Consider the following 18,751-nt stretch of genomic DNA (forward strand, 5'->3'; position numbering starts at 1 on the left):
CCACTCGACGAGTGGCGGGCGTTTCTGCGCCACTCGCGGGGAGCGGGCGCGGGGTCTGGGGTCAGCGCGTCTCTTCGTAGGCGGCGATGACCTCGTCGGGGTCGCCGTCCATCATCAGCTCGCCCTTCTCGATCCAGATCACGCGGTTGCACGTGTCGCGGATCGACTGCATCGAGTGGCTCACCAGGAACACCGTGCCCGCGTTGTCGCGGATCTCGCGGATGCGCTGCTCGCTGCGCTTGCGGAACTTCCGGTCGCCCACGGCCAGAGCCTCGTCGACGATGAGGATCTCGTGGTTGCGGATCGTGGCGATCGCGAACTTCAGGCGGGCGGTCATGCCCGAGGAGTACGTGCGCATGGGCAGGTCGATGAACGGGCGGATGCCGGCGAAGTCGACGATCTCCTCGTAGCGCTCCTCGATCTCGGCCTTCGAGAAGCCGAGGGCCAGTCCGCCCAGGATGACGTTGCGCTGCCCGGACAGGGGCTTGATGAGGGCCGCGCCCACGCCGAGCATGCTCGGGCGCGAGCTGGCGTAGATGGCGCCGCGCGTGGCGGGGGTCAGCCCGGTGATGGCGCGCATCAGGGTGGACTTGCCCGAGCCGTTGGAGCCGATCACGCCGATGCTGTCGTTCTCGTACGCGGTGAACGAGATGCCCTTGAGGGCGTGCACGGTGCGGGTGCGTTTGGCGCGGCGCAGCAGTCCGCCGCGGTCGGCCTCGGTGGCGCGCTTGCCGGTGGCGAAGACGCGGTACTCGACGTGCAGGTCCTGCACGACGACGACGGGACGACGCTCCTCGGCGGCGCCGGAGGTCTCGGGTGACTCAGTCGACGCGACCATAGCGCTCCTCCGCGGCCCAGAAGAAGACCGTGCCGATCACGAGCAGGCCGATCGACCAGACGGCGATGATGGGCCAGAACTGCATCCGCACGTCGTACAGCGGGTCCGAGTCCAGCAGCAGCTCGCGCGAGAGGCTCAGGAAGGCGTAGAGCGGCTGGTACTGGACGACGTCCAGCAGCCAGGGGTTGCCCTCGAAGCGGATGTCGAAGCTGAAGAAGATGCCGGTCGTGTAGAAGAAGAACCGCGTGATGAACGGCAGCAGGTTCGACAGGTCCGGCAGGTGCACGGTGAGCCGCGCGGTGATGAAGGCGACGCCGAGGCAGAACAGGAAGTACAGGGCCGTCAGCGGAAGCATCAGCAGCCAGTTCCACGTAGGCAGGTGACCCATGACGACCAGGAAGATCATCAGCAGCCCGATCGTGGGCACCAGCTGCAGGAACTTTTGCACGACCACCGAGATCGGCAGCGCCATCCGCGGGAACGCGAGGCTCTGCACGAGGGCCTGGTTCGACGTGATCGACTTCGACCCGCTGCCCATGCAGGCGGAGAAGAACTCGAACATGAACACGCCGATGATCAGGAACGCCACGAAGTCCGGGACGGACTTCGTGCTGGCCATCAGGATGCCGAAGACGATGCCGAACACCGCGGCGTTGAGGATCGGCTTGAGGACGATCCACAGCATGCCGAGTCGCTGGCGCTGGTTCTCGGCCTCGATGCGGAACTTCGCCAGGGAGACGATGAAGTCCTTGCGTTGCGCGACGCCCCGCAGATATTCCGACAGCGGGGGTCGGCCGCCCACCCGGGTCAGGCCGTGGGCCTGCGGGTCGTCGACCGTTGGGGTCATGCGTGGTTCCTGTCGTGATGAGTCGCGGGCATCGGCGGGCGGCCCGGATGCCCCGTCGAGTCTAGGGCACCGACCATCGCCGTCCGGGTCACCGTCCCTCCTCGCCGAGCCGCGCGTGCTCCTGCGCGGCGATGCGCGCGAGGTCGTCGGGGCCGCCGCCGGCGACCATCACCAGCGAGCCGCCTCCCGCGAGCGCGGCCGCGAGGTCGGCGGCGTCGTCGGCGACCGGCTGCGGCGCGCGGACGATCCGGTCGGCGAGAGCGGGACCGGCGAGCAGCTCGGCGTGCGTCGCCGTGCGCGCGCCGAGGTCGAGCGCGAGGTCGTCCGGCGCCGGTGGGTTGAGGTCGATGAAGACGTCGGGGCTCGACGGGACATGGACCGCGACGTCGAGGAAGCCGTCCGGCTCGGTGGGGAACCGGCCCCCGAGGGGACGCAGGGAGGCGGCGAGCCGCACGGGCTCGGCGGCCTCGAGGTCGGGTCCGGCCAGGCCGATGTCGGCGGCGTCGTCGGTCACGACCGCGCCGACCCGCCAGGCGCCCAGGATCCACACGTAGCGCAGCCAGTGACTCGGCAGGCCGATGCGGATCCGGGTGCCGCACCCGGCATCGAGCTCGTCGACGAGGAAGTTGGCGACCTTGGCGACCCAGTTGGCCAGCGTCACCCCGCTGAGCTCCACGCGCTCGCCCGTGCCGACGTCGTAGTACGTCACCACGGGGGTGGGGGTGGGGCGAAGTACGGTGGCGAGAGTCGTGGTCACGCCTCGACGCTAGCGCGGTCCCTGGAGCCGCGACACGCCGAGGAATGCCTGACATTTGCTATTCGGCTTGACGTTTGGCAGGCAGACGTCTGTAATTACAGACATGTCATTAGTCGGTTGGATCGAGGGCGACGACCCCGAGCTCATGTGGCAGGAGCGCGCGCTGTGCGCTCAGACCGACCCCGAGTCGTTCTTCCCCGAGAAGGGCGGCTCCACGCGGGAGGCCAAGCGTGTGTGCCTGAGCTGCGACGTCAAGGGTGAGTGCCTGGAGTACGCACTCGCTCACGACGAGCGCTTCGGCATCTGGGGTGGACTGTCCGAGCGAGAGCGTCGCAAGCTCAAGAAGCGCGCCTGATCGAGAGCGCTCCTTCGACACCTGGTGGTTCGAGGCAACCGCCTAGGGTGGCGATCATGCACGACGACGAGCCCCTGGACGAGCCGGTCGCGGCGTGGCGTTCGCGCCCCCCGACCGTCGTCGCCGTCCTCGTCGCCCACCGCGGCTCGCGGTGGCTGCCCCAGGCGCTGGCCTCGCTCGACCGGCTCCACCACCGTCCCGACCGCCTCGTGCTGGTCCATGACGACAGTGACCCAGCGACCCGCGACCTCCTGACCGGCCACGCCGGAGCGAGCCGGATCGTGCAGGCACCGCCGAGGCTCGGCTTCGGCGGGCAGGTCGCGGCCGCGCTCGAGGCCGAGACCGAGGCCTACGACTGGATCTGGTTGCTGCACGACGACCAGATCTGCGATCCCGACGCCCTCTCCGGACTCCTCGACGAGGCCACCGCCGATCCCGGCATCGGCGTCGTCGGCCCCAAGGTGCGGGAGTGGCCCTCGCTGAAGCGCCTGCTCGAGGTGGGTCTCACCGTCACCGGCACCGGCCAGCGCGAGACCATGCTCGAGTCGGGGGAGCCCGACGCCGGTCAGCACGACCGCCCGCGCGACGTCCTCGCGGTCGGCACGGCCGGCATGCTGGTGCGGCGCGACGTCTGGGAGAGCCTCGGTGGCACCGACCCCAGGCTCCCGCTGTTCTTCGACGACATCGACTTCGGCTGGCGCGCGAACCGCGCCGGCTACCGGGTGCGCACCGCGCCGCGAGCGATCGTGTTCCACGCCGAGGCCAGCAGCAACAAGCGCCGGGTCCGGCGCAAGGGCGTCCGCGAGCACGCGGGCGAGCGCCGCGCCGCCGCGCTGCACACGATGCTGGCCAACAGCGACGCGTTGCGGTTCCTCCCCATGAGCATCCGCCTGTTCCTCGGCTCACTGCTGCGGTTCCTCGGCTTCGTCGTCGGCAAGGACCTGCGGTCGGCGCGCGGCGAGATCATGGCGATGGTCACGGTGTTCGCGAACCCGGGTCCCATGATCGCCGCCCGCCGCCGCCGCAAGCCGCTGGTCCGGCGCTCCAACCGCGAGCTCGGCGACCTGTTCGCACCCTTCTGGATGCCCTACCAGCACGGCCTCGACCTCGCCGCCTCCACGATGCAGGCGGTCGTGCGGCCCGAGTCCGTCGAGTCGCTCGGGCTGCGCACGATCGGCGTCCCGGAGGACGACGAGGAGGATCCGGTCGTCGTCGACCAGCCGCCGTGGTGGCGCCGCCGTCCGTGGCTGACCTGGGTCATCGTGCTCCTCGTCGGCTCGCTCGTCGCCGCTCGGTCCGTCGCCGCCGGCCAGCTGTTCAGCCCGGTCCTGCCCGCCTCCCCGGACTCGGTCTCGGCGTGGTGGGGCCTGCTGTTCGAGCGCTCGCACGCGGTCGGCCTCGGCAGCGCCGACGTCGCGCCCGCCTACGTGGTCCCGCTTGCCGCGGTCGGTCTGCTCGCGTGGTTCGCCCCCGGAGCGATCCCGTGGATCCTCACCGTCCTGGCGGTGCCGTTCGCGGCCCTGACGGCCCACCGATTCGGCCGTCTCGTCAGCGACGACCGCGGGGTGCGGATGACGTGGGCCGTCTCCTACGGCCTCGTCGTCGCCGTCACCGGCGCGGTCTCCGGCGGCCGTCTCGGCACGGTCATCGTGCTCGTGGTGGCCCCGCTGTTCGCCAACGTCCTGCTGCGGCTCGTGCTCGAGCCGACGTGGACCCGAGCGGTGCTCGTCGGGCTGTGGATCGCACTCGTCGCCGCGTTCGCGCCCGTGGCGTGGGCGCTCGGGATCGTGGCGCTCGTGGTCAGCGCCCTGCTGGTGCGTCCCGCCGCGCGGTACCTCGCGCTCAGCGCCGTCGTGGGCACCGCGCTGCTCGGACCGTGGCTCCTCGACCGCGTCCTCTCGGGGCGGATCTGGTGGGAGGCCGGCAACCCCGTCGACGCGCCCGCCTCCGCGTGGGACGTCGTCACCGGAACGGGCGGCGGACCCGGGGCCGCGCCGTGGTGGATCGCGGTGCCGCTGCTGGTGCTGGCCATCGCCGCGCTCGTGCCCGAGGCCACCCGTCGTTCGGTCACCGGCGCCTGGATCGTCGCGGTCGTCGGCCTGGCCGCCGGACTGCTCGCGTCCGTCTCGACGTACGTGCCCTTCCCCGGCGCACCCGCGGTGCGGGCCTGGGCCGGATTGGGGGCGGGACTGTGGCTGGGCGGCCTGCTCACCGCCGTGCTCTTCGCGTGGCCCGTCCTGCGCACCCGGCGCCACCGCCGCTGGCGGCGCCCCGCGATCGCCCTGCTCGCCGCGTTCCCGATCCTGGCCGGCAGCTGGCTCGTCGTCCGGGGGATCGACGACCCGCTCGAGTCCGGCGACGCCCGGGTGGTGCCGGCCTTCCTGGCGGCCCGTCCCGGCACCACGGTCGTCCTCACCGGCGACTCCGAGTCCGGCATCGTCGCCGACGCGGTCGTCGGCCCCGGCCCCTACCTCGGCGCGGAGGCACTGCGCACCACCGCCGAGCGCGAGGAGCGGCTGCACGACACGGTCGTCTCGCTCGTCACGACGCCCACGCGCGACGACGTCGACGAGCTGGCCCGGCTCGGGGTCGACAGCATCTACGCGCCCGACGTGGACCTGGACCTCGCGCGCCGCATCGACGCCGCCCCCGGACTGGCCCCGAAGGGCAGCGACTCGCCCGACTCGCGGGTGTGGTCGGTGACCTCCGACGTGGAGGCCGAGCCGGCACCCGAGGCAGGTCCCGCCCGCCCGTGGCTCGCGGGGCTGTGGGTCCTGGCGTGGCTCGGCGCGTTCGTGGGTGCCCTGCCGGTGCGCCGCACCGTGGCCTCCGCGCCCTCGCCCGACGAGGAGGACGACGCATGACCACGCGATTCCCCGTGCGCTACATCCTTCCCGTGATCGCGCTCCTGCTCGTCGGAGCGGTCTGGTTCGTGCCCGAGCCGGAGCCGCCCGTCGTCGCCGGGGGCAGCCAGACCGTGGAGGTGCGCCAGACCGTCTGGGCCTGCCCCGTGCAGTCGGGCTGGACCGTGGCCGCCGGTCAGGTCGCGCCCGGGACCGAGGCCGTGGCCCGGCCCATCCCGAAGGAGGCGGCCGCCGACCCCGTGTGGGCGCAGGCCGATCGCTGGCGCACGGCCGAGCCGGGCGGTGACGCCCTCGTGCTCGAGCAGTCCGGTGAGGGCTCCGGCTCCGTCGGCTACGTCGCGGGAGCCACGCGGGGCGACGCCGTGCTCGGATCGTGCCCGCCGGTGGTCGACGAGGCCTGGTTCACCGGACTCGGCGACCGAGGACGCTCCGGCGCGACGATCACGCTGGTCAACCTCGGCGAGAACCGCGCCGTCGCCGACCTGACGTGGTGGGGCACCAACGGCCCGATCCAGTCGCTCGACACCTCGGGTCTCGTCGTCGAGGCGGGGGAGCGGCGGGAGATCGAGGTCGACCAGGTCGCCGCGGGCGAGGGAGCCGTCGCGGCGCACGTGTCCCGCCGGCGGGGCTCGCTCACGGCCATGGCCCTCGACGCGGGTCCGGGCGGAGCCGACCTCCTCACGCCGGCACCCGGTCCCGCCACCGAGCAGCTGCTGGCCGGCCTGCCCGAGGGCGACGGCACGCGCCTCGCCCTGGTCAACCCCGGCACCTCCACGGCCCACGTCGCGGTCGCGGTGCGCGGCCCGGAGGGATCCTTCGCGGCCCAGGGGCTGGAGGACGTGGCGGTCGAGCCCGAGTCGACGCGGGTGGTGGCGATCCCCGGTTCGGTCGACCTCGACCGCGCCTCGCTGGCGATCTCGTCCGACCTCCCGGTGGTGGCCTCGGCGACGGTCGAGACCGACGGCGACGTCGCGCGGATCGCGCCGGCTCCCTCGCTCGCCGGGCCCGCGATCGTGCCCGTCCGGCTCGGAGGCACCGCAGTGCGCACCGTGCTGACGAGCAAGGAGGCGGCCGAGGTCGAGGTGGAGGCGTTCTCGGCCTCGATGGAGTCACTCGGCACGAGCCAGGTGGTGCTCCAGGCCGGCGCCTCGGCGCTCGTCCCGGCGCCCGAGGGCCGACCGGCCTACCTCGTGCTGACGCCCAAGACGGGGCAGCAGGTGATGGCCGGGGCGTGGCAGGCCGACGGCGACCGCGTGGCCGCCACGCCGGTGCGCCCGGCGCCCGTCTCGGTGGTCGCCCCGGGCGTCTCGGTGCGCTGAGCGCCGCTCAGGGGCGCGGGTCGAGGTCCTCGGGGTCGTGGTGCCAGACCTCGCCGAGCCGCGTCAGCAGGACGGTCCAGACGATCTCCTCGAGATCGGCGGCGGTGCGGGAGCGGCCGACCACGGGGAGCCGGTAGATCACGATGCGGAAGCCGCCAGGGGCCGTGTTCACGATGCTGCGCGGCACCGGCTCGTCCCAGCCGGGCGGCAGCAGCGGAGCCTCCTCGACGACGACCTCGACGTGGTCGGGCTCGCGCGCGAAGTGGTGGTCGAGTCGGGTGAGCACCTCGGCGACGAGGTCGTCGAAGGCCTCGCGGGGGTTGCGGTGGGCCGGCGCCCCGCGCGGCGAGAGCGGGCCGGGCAGCGAGATCACGCCCCGCGGACCGCGGCCGCGACGGTCGCGCGCCCGGCCGGGGCGGGGGCCGTGGACCTCGGGTGCGGGTCCGGGTTCGCTGGCCATCCGGTGAGCCTACTGCGGGCGGCTGGGCCGGCGGGTTAACCTCGCCCTCGTGGGACTGCAACGTCGATGCTCGCGCGCAGGCTGCCCGAACTCCGCGGTGGCCACCTTGACGTACGTGTACGCCGACTCGGTGGCCGTGCTCGGTCCGCTGGCGACCTATGCCGAGCCCCATGCGTACGACCTGTGCTCGCGACACGCCGAGCGTCTCTCCGCGCCGCAGGGGTGGAGCGTCGTGCGGCTGGCTCCGGAGTTCACCGAGCCCGAGCCCACGCACGACGATCTGGTCGCACTCGCCGAGGCCGTCCGCGAGGCCGGCCGCCCGGCCCCCGAGCACACCCCCGACGAGGCCTCGCCCGTGCTGCGGCTGGTGCGCGACGACTCCGCTACGGTGGTCCCGTGAACCTCGATCCAGCCCTCGTCGAGATCCTGGTGTGCCCGCAGTGCCGCTCCGGCCTGTTCGTGGACGCCCAGGCCGACGAGCTCGTGTGCAACGGATGCGCCCTCGCGTACCCGGTCCGCCGCGACGTCCCGGTCATGCTGGTCGACGAGGCGCGTCCGCTCGACGTCTCCTGATCTGTGTCGCAAGTGTCGAATGGGACGCCCGGGGGCGTCGACTCGACTACCATTCGTAGTGATCTGAGATGACTGAGCCGACCGCAATTCCCCAGCGCGAGGCCATGGTCGAGAACGGTTTGCTCCAGGGCCTGTCGGCGTTGGCGTCGGCCGTTGTCTCCATGCCCTTGGAACTCGAGGTGCCCGGCGTCGAGCGCGACCGGGCGCTGCAACGAGAGATCGCCGAGCAACTCGGCGACTACGTCGTACCCCGGCTCGAGCACATCGGTGCGCCGCTGCTGGTCGTCGTGGGCGGTTCCACCGGTGCCGGCAAGTCCACCCTGGTCAACTCCATCGTCGGCCGGCGCGTCTCCGCGACGGGCGTCCTGCGCCCCACCACCCGCACCCCGGTGCTGGTCCACCACCCCGCCGACACCGAGTGGTTCCGGTCGGGTCGGATCCTTCCCGAGGTCGTCCGCACCGGCTCGAACAGCCGTCGCGCCAACACGATCCGCCAGATCGCCAGCTCCACCCTGTGGCCGGGCGTGGCCGTGCTCGACGCCCCCGACTTCGACTCGATCGACGAGACCAACCGCGACATGGCGGAGCAGCTGCTGGGTGCCGCCGACCTGTGGCTCTTCGTCACGTCGGCGGCGCGCTACGCCGACCAGGTCCCGTGGGACTACCTGCGCCGGGCCGCCGACCGGAGCGCCTCGATCGCCGTGGTGCTGGACCGCACGTCGCCGGAGGCGCTCGTCGAGGTGCGCCGTCACCTCGCTCGGATGCTCAGCGAGCACGGTCTGGCCGACGTCGCGCTGTTCTCGGTGCCCGAGTCCACGCCCGACGCCGAGGGCGTCCTGCCGCCCGATGACGTCGCCCCGGTCGTCTCGTGGCTGCGCGCGCTCGCCGACGACGAGGCCCAGCGCCGCGAGATCGTCCTCAAGACCCTGCAGGGCGCGATCCTGCACGACATCGAGTCCTCCCGCGTGCTGGAGACGGCCCTCACGCGCCAGGTCGACGCGGCCGCGCAGCTGCGCAAGGACGTCGAGTCGGTCTACCTGGCCTCGCACGCCGACCTGATGACCGCCGCCACCGACGGCTCGATGCTGCGGGGCGAGGTGCTGGCCCGCTGGCAGGACTTCGTCGGCTCCGGCGAGATCTTCCGCAAGCTCGAGCGCACCGTCGGCACGTGGCGCGACCGGATCTTCCGGCGCAAGCCCACCACGCCGGAGGAGGTCGAGGAAGCCGCGGTCTCGGGCCTGCACCTGCTGATCCTCGACCGCGCCGAGCGTGCGGCCGAGGAGGTCGCGCGCGCCTGGGACGCCTCCGAGGCCGGGCACGTCCTGCTCGACAGCCAGCGCGGCCTCGACCGCGCGTCCCGCGACGTGCGGGTCCGTGCCGAGCGCATCGCGCGTGAGTGGCGCGAAGCGGTGTTCGAACTCGTGGCCGAGCAGGGCGCCGACAAGAAGTCCAAGGCCCGTGCGCTGTCGCTCGGCGTCAACGCCACGGGCGTCACGCTCATGGTCGTGGTCTTCGCCGGCACCGCGGGCCTCACGGGCGCCGAGATCGGCATCGCGGGCGGCACCGCCGCCGCCGGACAGGCCGTGCTCAACGCCGTCTTCGGCGACCAGGCCGTCCGTGCGCTGGCCGAGCAGGCCGGGCGCGACCTCTCCCGTCGACTGGAGGACCTCTTGGAGTCCGAGGCCGAGCGCTACCTCGACCTGCTGCCCGACCCCGAAGCCCTCGAGGCCGCGCACTGGCGCCTCCAGTCGGCGGTCGACTCGGTCGACGCCCCCCGGGGGAGGAGGAGTCGATGAGCGCTCTCGACGAAAGGGTCACTGCGCTGAAGTCGGCGATCGAGGCCGCCGGTGACGTGATCGATCCCGCGCTCGCCGGTCCGGCCGAGGCCACGTTCACGCACGCCCAGGAGCGTCTCGACCTGTCGACCCAGCACACGGTCGTCGTGCTCGCGGGCTCCACCGGCTCGGGCAAGTCGTCGCTGTTCAACCGCCTGGCGGGGCTCGAGCTGGCCGAGGTCGGCTACCTGCGGCCCACCACCTCCACCCCCCTGGCCTGCGCGTGGGGGCCGGCCGGCGCCACCGAGCTGCTCGACTGGATCGGCGTCGCCCGTCGCGACCAGATCACCCGTCGCAGCGTGCTCGACGCCCCGCGCGACGACGCCTTCGAGGGGCTCGTGCTGCTCGACCTGCCCGACCACGACTCGGTCGTCGCCGCCAACCAAGAGGTCGTCGACCACGTCGCGCGCTACGCCGACCTGTTCGTGTGGGTCCTCGATCCTCAGAAGTACGCCGACGCCGCGATCCACGCCCGCTACATCACGCCGCTGGCCACGCACGCGGACGCCTCGCTGGTGGTGCTGAACCAGGCCGACCGGCTGAACGAGACCGACCTGAAGATGGCCATGGACGACCTCGAGCTGATCCTCGAGCGCGAGGGCTTCGCGGGCGTTCCCGTCATCGCCACCAGTGCCGTCACCGGCGCCGGTCTGCCCGAGCTGCGGGCCGAGATCGGTCGGCGCATCAAGTCCAAGCGGGCCTCGCAGGCGCGCCTCGTCGGCGACGTCCGGCAGGTCGCCCGGCGGCTGGCCGAGGCCGGGGGAGTCGAGCCGGTGCCCGGTCTCGAGCGCCCCGTCCGCGACTCCCTGGTCGAGACGTTCGTCGCCTGTGCCGGCGTGCCGCAGATCGCCGACGCCGTGGAGGACTCGATGGCCCGCCGCGCCGTCGTCGCCACCGACTGGCCGCTGATCGGCTGGGTGGGACGGCTGCGCCACGACCCGCTGCGCGAGCTCGGCTTCGGCCGCTCGGCACGCGACGCGGTCGCCGACACCATGCCCATCTCGCCGTCGGTGCAGCGCGCCCGCGCCGACCTGGCCCTGCGTGAGGCCACCGAGGTCGCCACCGAGGGCATGTCGCGGCCCTGGCGCGCCTCGGTGATCGACGCGATCGTGGGCGAGGGTGCCCGCGACGTGATCGACGAGCTCGACGAGGCCGTGGCCGGGGTCGACCTGGGCATCAAGCGCCAGCCGCTGTGGTGGACCGCCGTCGGCGCCCTCCAGTGGTTCACCTTCCTCGCCGTCATCGCCGGAGCGGCCTGGGCCGTGGCCTCGATCTTCGGCCTGGTCGAGCCCGACCCGTGGGAGGGCGCACCGCGCCCGCTCGGGCTGAGCCTGCCGCTGCTGCTGGTCGCCGGCGGACTGCTGTTCGGGGTGATCCTGACGCTGGTCTCGCGCTGGCTGGGCGGGGTGGGCGCGCGCCGGGCCGGTGCGCGGGCCGAGAAGAAGCTCACCGAGGCGATCAACCGCACCACCGAGCGCATCGTCGTCGCGCGGCTGCGCAGCGAACTCGACCGGTACGACCGCTGGCGCAACGGCCTGGCCACCGCCGGCCGCTGACCGCTGCCGGTCGGCCGGGGTGCCGGTGTTCTCGCTAGGCTGGGGGACATCATGGCTGACTACGTTCTCTCTCTGCGCAACGTCCGCAAGGCCCACGGCGACAAGGTCGTCCTCGACGACGTCACCCTCTCGTTCCTCCACGGGGCGAAGATCGGTGTCGTGGGTCCCAACGGCATGGGCAAGTCCACCCTGCTCAAGCTGATGGCCGGCCTCGACCAGCCCAACAACGGCGACCTCGTGCGCGACCCCGACGCCTCGGTCGGCATGCTCCAGCAGGAGCCGCCGCTCACCGAGGGCAAGACGGTCCTCGAGAACGTCGAGGAGGCCGTGTCCGACATCAAGGGCAAGATGAAGCGCCTCGAGGAGGCGTACGCCGAGATGGGCGAGCCCGACGCCGACTACGACGCCCTCATGGCCGAGACCGGTGACCTGCAGACGTACCTGGACAACACGAACGCGTGGGACATCGACAGCCGCCTCGAGCAGGCCATGGACGCGCTGCGCTGCCCGCCCACCGACGCGATCGTCGACAACCTCTCCGGTGGTGAGCGCCGCCGCGTCGCACTGTGCAAGCTGCTGCTCCAGCAGCCCGACCTGCTGCTGCTCGACGAGCCCACCAACCACCTGGACGCCGAGAGCGTGCAGTGGCTCGAGGGTCACCTGAAGAGCTACCCGGGCGCCGTGCTGGCCGTCACCCACGACCGGTACTTCCTCGACAACGTCGCCGAGTGGATCGCCGAGGTCGACCGCGGCCAGATCCACGGCTACGAGGGCAACTACTCGACCTACCTCGAGACGAAGAAGGACCGCCTCAAGATCGAGGGCCAGAAGGACGCGAAGCGCGCCAAGATGCTCGAGCGCGAGCTCGAGTGGGTCCGCTCGAACGCCAAGGGCCGCCAGACCAAGAGCAAGTCGCGTCTGGCCCGCTACGAGGAGCTCGCCGCCGAGGCGGAGAAGGCGCGCAAGATCGACACCACCGACATCAACATCCCGGCGGGTCCGCGCCTGGGTGACGTGGTGCTGGACGCGCGGGACCTGACCAAGGGCTTCGAGGACCGGATCCTGTGGGACGACATCAGCTTCACGCTGCCGCGCGCCGGCATCGTGGGCGTCGTCGGCCCCAACGGCGTCGGCAAGACCACGCTGTTCCGGATGATCACCGGCAACGAGGAGCCCGACTCGGGTGAGCTCGAGGTCGGCAAGACGGTCCAGATCAGCTACGTCGACCAGAACCGCGCCAACATCGACCCGAACAAGAACGTCTGGGAGGTCGTCTCGGAGGGCCTGGACTTCATCAAGGTCGCGAACTTCGAGATGAACAGCCGCGCCTACGTGGCGTCGTTCGGCTTCAAGGGCTCGGACCAGCAGAAGAAGGCCGGCGTGCTCTCCGGTGGTGAGCGCAACCGCCTGAACCTGGCGCTGACGCTCAAGCAGGGCGGCAACATGCTGCTGCTCGACGAGCCCACGAACGACCTCGACGTCGAGACCCTGTCGTCCCTCGAGGACGCGCTGCTGGACTTCCCCGGCTGCGCCGTGGTCACCTCGCACGATCGCTGGTTCCTGGACCGCATCGCCACGCACATCCTGGCGTGGGAGGGCACCGAGGAGAACCCGGGCCACTGGTTCTGGTTCGAGGGCAACTTCGCGTCCTACGAGGCCAACAAGATCGAGCGCCTCGGCGAGGAGGCGGCCCGCCCGCACCGCGTCACGCATCGCCGCCTGACCCGCGACTGACCGAGGGCCGAGCTCGCTCTGCGGGCGACCGCTCGAGGTGGTTGAGGTGCGAGGGCGCTTGCGCCCGAAGCCTCGAAACCTCGTCAGGAGGCGAGGAGCCGGTCCCGCGACCTAGAAGACGCGGCCGCCGATCGCGTCCTGGATCGCGTCCATCACGCGCTTCGTGGCCGCGAGGTCCTCGTCGGAGCACTGGTCGATCAGGTACTCGCGCACGCCGCGCACGTGGGTGTGGGCGGCGGTGGCGAGCAGCTCGAACCCCTTGTCGGTGAGCACGGCGGTGACGCCGCGGCCGTCGGTTCCGCACTGGATGCGCAGGACGATGCCGTCGCGCTCGAGCCGGCTGATCGTGTGGGTGATGCGGCTGCGCGAGTGCGACAGCGCCGCGGCGAGGTCGGCCATCCGGATCGACCGGTCAGGTGCCTCGGACAGCCGCACGAGGATCTCGTACTCCGACATCGAGAGGCCGTGCTCGGTGCGCAGGTCGCGGTCGAGGCGGTCCATCAGCACGGTCGTGCCGCCCAGGAACGAGCGCCACGCGCCCTGTTGGGTCTCGTCGAGCCAGCGGGTGTCGTTGACGGTGGCGATGGGCAGATCACTCATGTGAACTAGTTTACATCTTCAACGACTTGATTGAAAGTTCAATCATGCTGTAGAGTCAATCTTGTTGAACGATCAACAGCATGATCGAACCCACAGACTTCAGGAGAATTCATGAGCGACATCACCACGGGCACCTGGCAGCTGGACCCCACGCACACGGAGATCGGCTTCACCGTGCGCCACATCATGAGCAAGGTGCGCGGCAAGTTCGAGAAGTTCGAGGGCACCATCGTCACCGGCGAGGACGTCACCGCGTCCACCGCGACCGCAACGATCGATCTCTCCTCGATCAACACCGGCACGGCCGACCGTGACAACCACCTGCGCTCGGGCGACTTCTTCAACGTCGAGAGCACCCCGACGATGACGTTCGTCTCCACGGGCGTCGTGCGCAAGGGCGACACCGACTTCGTCGTCACCGGCGACCTGACCATCAAGGACGTCACCAAGCCCGTCGAGCTCGCGGTCGAGTTCCTCGGCGAGGGCAAGGATCCGTGGGGCGGCACGCGCATCGGCGTCGAGGCCACCGGTCAGATCAGCCGCAAGGAGTTCGGCATCGACTTCAACATCCCGCTCGAGGGCGACAAGGTCATGATCGGCGACAAGATCTCGCTGCAGATCAACGCCGAGGCGGTCCTGCAGGCCTGACCTGCACCCAGACCGAAAGGGCCCGCGACGCATCCCCCCGGCGTCGCGGGCCCTTTCTTCGCGCCCGGAGACGTCCAAGTTGAAACGGAACTCAAGTATGGTGATCCCGACCGACGGGTGACGTGGCTCACCCGGTCGTGGAAACGATGCGTTCAGGAGGAGTGCCAGGTGGCGATCATGCGGTCACCCGCGCTCCTCGGGAGATGCACCGGACGACCGAGGTCGTCATGACCGAGGTGCGTGGCCCGGGGCCCGCCCAGATCCTCGGACTGCCGACTGCCGCCGTCCGGACGCTGGTGCTCGGCTTCCTGGCGAGGGTCCCGGCCGGCGCGCTCGGACTGGTGATGGTGCTGCACGGCCTCAGCCTGGGCCTCACCTACACGGTGAGCGGGCTGATGGCGGCCGCGTTCGCGCTCGGGATGGCCGTCGGGGCGCCGGTCGTCGGTCGAAGCATCGACCGGTGGGGCCAGCCGGTGCCGCTGTCGATGGTCAGCGTGGTGGCCGTGACGATGATGATCGGGCTGGCCGCCCTGCCACACGGCAGCGGTCCCGCGGTGCCGGTGGCCCTGGCGGCGGCCACGGGCCTGGCCCAGCCACCTCTGGCCGTCTGCGCTCGGGCGATCTGGAATGAGCGCCTGGGGCCGGTGGACCTGAGCCGGATGCTGTCCCTGGACGCCTCGCTGCAGGAGATCACCTACATCCTCGGACCCTTGACGGTGGTGACCTGGGCGACGGTGCGAGGGACGGACGAAGCCCTGATCCTGGCGGCCGGCCTGATCCTGGTGCTCACCGCGGTGTTCGCCCTGACCCCGGAGTCCCGTGCGGCCTCCCGACGGTCCAGCCGCCCGGTGATGGGAACCCCGAGCCGTTTCCCGGCGACGGTGTGGATCCTCGTCGCCGTGACGTTCACGGTGGGGATCGCGATCGGGATCCTCGAGGTCGCGGTGGTGCGCCGTTCCGCGCAGCTCGACGCCTCGCACCTGATCGGTGTCTTCTACGGGCTGTGGTCCGCGGGGAGCCTCGCCGGCGGGCTCATCAACCTGCGTGCCGGGGGAGGGAGCCGTCTCACCCGGCGCCTGACGCTGTTCCTGGCCGCATTGGCGCTCACGCACCTGGTCGTCGCGGCGGCGACCACTCCACTCACCCTGGGCCTGGCTCTCGTGCTCGCGGGCCTCCCGGCGGCGCCGATGTTCGCCGCGTTCTACGAGCTCCTGGGGAGGGCGGCTCCGGAGGGCCGGGTCACGGAGGTCTTCGCCTGGGGGTCCACCGGGGGTTTGGCGGGGGTGGCGCTCGGGACGGCCACGGGCGGATTCCTCGCCGACGTGATCAGCAGCCGCGGGAACATCGTGGTCTGCGCGGCCGTCCTGGGTCTGGCCTCGGTCGTGGCGCTCGCCTGCCGGGCCCCCTTGGGGGCCATCGAGCGTCGTTGACGCTTCGGCGGAGCGGTCAGGCCGCGGCGCCGACCATCCGCAGGGCCAGGTCGCCGTGGAGCGAGGCGATCTCGTCAGGGGTCGTGGCGCCGCTCGGGTGGTACCAGCGCACGAGGTCGATGCTGAGCGACAGCAGCGCCAGCGCGGTGCCCTTCGCGTCCGAGACCGTCATGGTGCCGGCCTCGACGCCGGCCTCCAGCGCATCGCGCATGAGCGCCTCGATCGCCCGGCGGTACTCCGCGATCTCGGCCCGGTGCTCGGGCGTCAGCGCGTCGAACTCGTACTGCACGATGCGACCGACGCGGCTGTTCACGGCGTGCCACCGGCTGAACTCGGCCACCATGTTCCGGACCTGCTCGACCGGGTCGGGGGAGGACTGGGAGGCCTTCTCGATGATCTGGACCGCCGAGCGGTGCCCCCGCCGGGAGATCTCGAACAGCAGATCCTCCTTGGTCGCGTGGTGCACGTAGACGGCCGCGGGGCTCATCCCCGCGCGCGAGGCGATGTCGCGCGTCGTCGTGCCGGCGAATCCGGAGGTGGCGAAGGCCTCGACGGCCGCATCCAGCAGGCGCTCGCGCGTCGAGGCGGAGCGGTCGCGACCGGTCGCCGAGTCGGTGGTCATGGTGGACAGCATGACGCAGGAATGACAGACTAAGCAAGCGCTTAGTCATTGGCGGTTCGCCGCCGGCACACCGAAAGGCAACAACATGCCCGAAGCAGTCATCGTCTCCACCGCACGCTCGCCGATCGGCCGCGCGGGCAAGGGTTCGCTCAAGGACATGCGTCCTGACGACCTCACCGTCCAGATGATCGAGGCCGCGCTGGCGAAGGTGCCCGGCGTCGACCGCAAGGAGTTCACCGACCTGCACCTCGGCGTCGGCCAGCCGGCCGGCGAGGCCGGCCACAACCTGGCGCGCGCCGTGGCCGTGCTGTCGGGCATGGACCACCTGCCGGGCGTGACGGTCAACCGCTACTGCTCCTCCTCGCTGCAGACCACCCGGATGGCGTTCCACGCGATCAAGGCCGGCGAGGGCGACGCCTTCATCTCCGCGGGCGTGGAGACCGTGAGCCGGTTCGGCAACGGCTTCTCCGACATCCCGGGTACCGAGAACCCGCTGTTCGCCGACGCGATCGCCCGCACCGCCAAGCGCGCCGAGGGTGGCGCCGAGACGTGGGTCGACCCGCGCGGCAACAGCGAGCTGCCCGACCTCTACATCGCGATGGGCCAGACGGCCGAGAACGTCGCGCAGCACCTGGGCATGAGCCGCCAGGAGCAGGACGAGTTCGCCGTCCGCAGCCAGAACCTCGTCGAGCAGCGCATCGAGGAGGGTTTCTGGGCCAAGGACATCACGCCCGTCACGCTGCCCGACGGCACGACCGTGAGCAAGGACGACGGCCCGCGCGCCGGCACCACGATGGAGGCCGTGTCCAGCCTCAAGCCGGTGTTCCGCCCCGACGGCACCGTCACCGCCGGCAACGCCTGCCCGCTCAACGACGGCGCCGCCGCCGTGGTGATCATGAGCGACACCCGCGCCAAGGAGCTGGGCCTGACCCCGCTCGCGCGCATCGTGTCGACCGCCGTCACCGGCCTGTCGCCCGAGATCATGGGACTCGGCCCTGTCGAGGCGATCCCCGCCGCGCTCAAGCACGCCGGCATGGGCATCGACGACATCGACCTGTACGAGATCAACGAGGCCTTCGCGGTCCAGGCCTGGGGCTCCGCCCGCGAGCTCGGCATCCCGATGGACAAGCTCAACGTCAACGGCGGCGCCATCGCGGTGGGCCACCCGTTCGGCATGACCGGCGCGCGCATCACCTCCACGCTGATCAACTCGCTGCAGTGGCACGACAAGCAGTTCGGCGTCGAGTCCATGTGCGTCGGCGGCGGCATGGGCATGGCCATGGTGCTGGAGCGCCTCTCGTGACGGAAGGTCGTTTCGCCGGCAAGGTCGCGATCGTCACGGGCGCGTCGCGGGGCATCGGTCTCGGTGTCGCGCAGCGCCTCGTCGACGACGGCGCGAAGGTGGTCATCACGGCGCGCAAGACCGAGGCCCTCGAGGCCGCGGTTGCCGAGCTCGGCCCGGACAACGCCGCGTACGTGGCGGGTCCGGCCGACGACGCCGCCCACCAGGACGAGACGGTCGCGAAGGCCGTCGAGCACTTCGGCGGGTTGGACTTCCTGGTGAACAACACCGGGATCAACCCGACGTACGGCCCGATGATCGAGATGGACCTGAACGCGGGCCGCAAGATCTTCGAGGTCAACGTGCTGGCCGCGGTGTCGTGGGCGCAGAAGGCCTACAACGCCTCGCTCAAGGACAACGGCGGTGCGATCGTGAACATCGCGTCGGTCGCCGGTCTCAAGCCGGCCCCGATGATCGGCATGTACGGCGCGTCGAAGGCCGCGGTCATCCACATCACGAAGGAGCTCTCGCTCGAGCTGGCTCCCTCGGTGCGCGTGAACGCCGTGGCCCCGGCCGTCGTGAAGACCCGGTTCGCCGGTGCGCTGTACGAGGGACGCGAGGAGGAGGTCGCCTCGGCGTACCCGCTGAAGCGACTCGGCGAGCCTGAGGACATCGCGGGCGTCACCACCTTCCTGCTCTCGCAGGACGCGGCCTGGATGACCGGCCAGTGCCTCACCGTCGACGGGGGGCTGCTGCTGACCGGCGGCGTCTGACCACTCACTGCGACGAAGGGCCCCGGGACCTCGGTCCCGGGGCCTTTCGGCGTTCTTCTGCTGAATCATGCACAGAAGTCCCTTCGGACGACGATCTGCGGGAAAGTTTGTCCCCACGTGTGAACAATCCTGTGTGCAACTATCAGTTACAACTTGAGCAGCGCCCCACCAGTCACACCCGCCACGGCGCGCCGGCTCAGTGTGATCCAAAACATGAGGAAAACCTCAGTCCAAAGATGAGGAAAGCCTCACGTTTGT

Annotated in this window: 18 protein-coding genes; 12 read left to right on the top strand and 6 right to left on the bottom strand. The window is 71.3% G+C overall.

Annotated features, from left to right (window positions below; genetic code table 11):
• Nucleotides 1–61 precede the first annotated feature (61 nt).
• The 3 genes from ACY1JX_RS12915 to ACY1JX_RS12925 all read right to left on the bottom strand — a co-directional run bounded on the left by ACY1JX_RS12915 (nt 62) and on the right by ACY1JX_RS12925 (nt 2,442).
• Complete coding sequence (locus tag ACY1JX_RS12915; RefSeq protein WP_462564206.1) at nt 62–838, bottom strand: ABC transporter ATP-binding protein; 777 nt, start codon at nt 836–838, stop codon at nt 62–64.
• On the bottom strand, nt 822–1,685 hold the full coding sequence (locus ACY1JX_RS12920; RefSeq protein ID WP_462564207.1) for an ABC transporter permease: 864 nt from the start codon (nt 1,683–1,685) through the stop codon (nt 822–824). The genes ACY1JX_RS12915 and ACY1JX_RS12920 overlap by 17 nt, the downstream gene beginning before the upstream one ends.
• A gap of 88 nt (nt 1,686–1,773) precedes the next feature.
• On the bottom strand, nt 1,774–2,442 hold the full coding sequence (locus ACY1JX_RS12925; protein WP_462564208.1) for a TIGR03089 family protein: 669 nt from the start codon (nt 2,440–2,442) through the stop codon (nt 1,774–1,776).
• A 103-nt stretch (nt 2,443–2,545) separates the two neighbouring features.
• Here ACY1JX_RS12925 and ACY1JX_RS12930 point away from each other — a divergent pair, with 103 nt between their 5' ends.
• From ACY1JX_RS12930 to ACY1JX_RS12940, 3 genes are read left to right on the top strand one after another with little or no spacing between them, the layout of a single operon-like run.
• Nucleotides 2,546–2,797 carry a WhiB family transcriptional regulator gene (locus ACY1JX_RS12930; RefSeq protein WP_146828372.1) on the top strand — a complete coding sequence of 84 codons (252 nt, stop codon included), beginning with the start codon at nt 2,546–2,548 and terminating at the stop codon, nt 2,795–2,797.
• A 56-nt stretch (nt 2,798–2,853) separates the two neighbouring features.
• Nucleotides 2,854–5,661, top strand: a complete 2,808-nt coding sequence (locus ACY1JX_RS12935) for a glycosyltransferase (RefSeq protein ID WP_462564209.1) — start codon at nt 2,854–2,856, stop codon at nt 5,659–5,661.
• A complete protein-coding gene (locus ACY1JX_RS12940) occupies nt 5,658–6,980 on the top strand; it encodes a DUF5719 family protein (protein WP_462564210.1) in 1,323 nt (440 codons plus the stop codon). Before ACY1JX_RS12935 ends, ACY1JX_RS12940 begins: the two co-directional genes overlap by 4 nt.
• Nucleotides 6,981–6,987: 7 nt before the next feature.
• Here the strand turns inward: ACY1JX_RS12940 and ACY1JX_RS12945 are convergent, their stop codons facing one another.
• The gene (locus ACY1JX_RS12945) at nt 6,988–7,440 is read right to left on the bottom strand and encodes a metallopeptidase family protein (RefSeq protein WP_462564211.1); all 453 of its coding nucleotides are present in this window, start codon (nt 7,438–7,440) and stop codon (nt 6,988–6,990) included.
• 49 nt (nt 7,441–7,489) lie between these two features.
• Here ACY1JX_RS12945 and ACY1JX_RS12950 point away from each other — a divergent pair, with 49 nt between their 5' ends.
• From ACY1JX_RS12950 to ettA, 5 genes are all read left to right on the top strand, one after another.
• The gene (locus ACY1JX_RS12950; RefSeq protein ID WP_181752623.1) at nt 7,490–7,840 is read left to right on the top strand and encodes a DUF3499 family protein; all 351 of its coding nucleotides are present in this window, start codon (nt 7,490–7,492) and stop codon (nt 7,838–7,840) included.
• Nucleotides 7,837–8,013 carry a Trm112 family protein gene (locus ACY1JX_RS12955; protein ID WP_181752621.1) on the top strand — a complete coding sequence of 59 codons (177 nt, stop codon included), beginning with the start codon at nt 7,837–7,839 and terminating at the stop codon, nt 8,011–8,013. Before ACY1JX_RS12950 ends, ACY1JX_RS12955 begins: the two co-directional genes overlap by 4 nt.
• A gap of 68 nt (nt 8,014–8,081) precedes the next feature.
• Nucleotides 8,082–9,809: a dynamin family protein gene (locus ACY1JX_RS12960; protein WP_462564212.1), complete on the top strand. Its 1,728-nt coding sequence runs from the start codon at nt 8,082–8,084 to the stop codon at nt 9,807–9,809.
• Entirely contained in the window at nt 9,806–11,404 is a 1,599-nt protein-coding gene (locus ACY1JX_RS12965; RefSeq protein ID WP_462564213.1) for a GTPase, read from the top strand. Before ACY1JX_RS12960 ends, ACY1JX_RS12965 begins: the two co-directional genes overlap by 4 nt.
• Nucleotides 11,405–11,455: 51 nt before the next feature.
• Nucleotides 11,456–13,138, top strand: a complete 1,683-nt coding sequence (gene ettA, locus ACY1JX_RS12970; RefSeq protein WP_462564214.1) for an energy-dependent translational throttle protein EttA — start codon at nt 11,456–11,458, stop codon at nt 13,136–13,138.
• A gap of 111 nt (nt 13,139–13,249) precedes the next feature.
• Here the strand turns inward: ettA and ACY1JX_RS12975 are convergent, their stop codons facing one another.
• Nucleotides 13,250–13,738 (bottom strand): MarR family winged helix-turn-helix transcriptional regulator, encoded by a 489-nt coding sequence (locus ACY1JX_RS12975; RefSeq protein WP_462564215.1) that lies wholly within the window; start codon nt 13,736–13,738, stop codon nt 13,250–13,252.
• Between the two features lie 111 nt (nt 13,739–13,849).
• Here ACY1JX_RS12975 and ACY1JX_RS12980 point away from each other — a divergent pair, with 111 nt between their 5' ends.
• Both ACY1JX_RS12980 and ACY1JX_RS12985 read left to right on the top strand, forming a co-directional pair.
• The gene (locus tag ACY1JX_RS12980; protein ID WP_078700156.1) at nt 13,850–14,386 is read left to right on the top strand and encodes a YceI family protein; all 537 of its coding nucleotides are present in this window, start codon (nt 13,850–13,852) and stop codon (nt 14,384–14,386) included.
• 227 nt (nt 14,387–14,613) lie between these two features.
• A complete protein-coding gene (locus ACY1JX_RS12985) occupies nt 14,614–15,816 on the top strand; it encodes an MFS transporter (RefSeq protein WP_462564216.1) in 1,203 nt (400 codons plus the stop codon).
• 16 nt (nt 15,817–15,832) lie between these two features.
• Here the strand turns inward: ACY1JX_RS12985 and ACY1JX_RS12990 are convergent, their stop codons facing one another.
• Nucleotides 15,833–16,438 (bottom strand): TetR/AcrR family transcriptional regulator, encoded by a 606-nt coding sequence (locus ACY1JX_RS12990; protein ID WP_206679940.1) that lies wholly within the window; start codon nt 16,436–16,438, stop codon nt 15,833–15,835.
• 85 nt (nt 16,439–16,523) lie between these two features.
• Here ACY1JX_RS12990 and ACY1JX_RS12995 point away from each other — a divergent pair, with 85 nt between their 5' ends.
• Both ACY1JX_RS12995 and ACY1JX_RS13000 read left to right on the top strand, forming a co-directional pair.
• Nucleotides 16,524–17,741 carry an acetyl-CoA C-acetyltransferase gene (locus tag ACY1JX_RS12995; protein ID WP_462564217.1) on the top strand — a complete coding sequence of 406 codons (1,218 nt, stop codon included), beginning with the start codon at nt 16,524–16,526 and terminating at the stop codon, nt 17,739–17,741.
• Complete coding sequence (locus ACY1JX_RS13000; protein WP_181752605.1) at nt 17,738–18,493, top strand: glucose 1-dehydrogenase; 756 nt, start codon at nt 17,738–17,740, stop codon at nt 18,491–18,493. Before ACY1JX_RS12995 ends, ACY1JX_RS13000 begins: the two co-directional genes overlap by 4 nt.
• The last annotated feature ends 258 nt before the right edge of the window (nt 18,494–18,751 follow it).

The sequence above is a fragment of the Aeromicrobium sp. JP4 genome, assembly GCF_054957925.1.

Coding starts and splice junctions, on each gene's coding strand:
- ACY1JX_RS12990 (WP_206679940.1), bottom strand. CDS start 16,438: ATGACCACCGACTCGGCGACCGGTCGCGACCGCTCCGCCTCGACGCGC.
- ACY1JX_RS12975 (WP_462564215.1), bottom strand. CDS start 13,738: ATGAGTGATCTGCCCATCGCCACCGTCAACGACACCCGCTGGCTCGAC.
- ACY1JX_RS12960 (WP_462564212.1), top strand. CDS start 8,082: ATGACTGAGCCGACCGCAATTCCCCAGCGCGAGGCCATGGTCGAGAAC.
- ACY1JX_RS12965 (WP_462564213.1), top strand. CDS start 9,806: ATGAGCGCTCTCGACGAAAGGGTCACTGCGCTGAAGTCGGCGATCGAG.
- ACY1JX_RS12945 (WP_462564211.1), bottom strand. CDS start 7,440: ATGGCCAGCGAACCCGGACCCGCACCCGAGGTCCACGGCCCCCGCCCC.
- ACY1JX_RS12935 (WP_462564209.1), top strand. CDS start 2,854: ATGCACGACGACGAGCCCCTGGACGAGCCGGTCGCGGCGTGGCGTTCG.
- ACY1JX_RS12920 (WP_462564207.1), bottom strand. CDS start 1,685: ATGACCCCAACGGTCGACGACCCGCAGGCCCACGGCCTGACCCGGGTG.
- ACY1JX_RS12915 (WP_462564206.1), bottom strand. CDS start 838: ATGGTCGCGTCGACTGAGTCACCCGAGACCTCCGGCGCCGCCGAGGAG.
- ACY1JX_RS12995 (WP_462564217.1), top strand. CDS start 16,524: ATGCCCGAAGCAGTCATCGTCTCCACCGCACGCTCGCCGATCGGCCGC.
- ACY1JX_RS12985 (WP_462564216.1), top strand. CDS start 14,614: ATGACCGAGGTGCGTGGCCCGGGGCCCGCCCAGATCCTCGGACTGCCG.
- ettA (WP_462564214.1), top strand. CDS start 11,456: ATGGCTGACTACGTTCTCTCTCTGCGCAACGTCCGCAAGGCCCACGGC.
- ACY1JX_RS12980 (WP_078700156.1), top strand. CDS start 13,850: ATGAGCGACATCACCACGGGCACCTGGCAGCTGGACCCCACGCACACG.
- ACY1JX_RS12940 (WP_462564210.1), top strand. CDS start 5,658: ATGACCACGCGATTCCCCGTGCGCTACATCCTTCCCGTGATCGCGCTC.
- ACY1JX_RS12930 (WP_146828372.1), top strand. CDS start 2,546: ATGTCATTAGTCGGTTGGATCGAGGGCGACGACCCCGAGCTCATGTGG.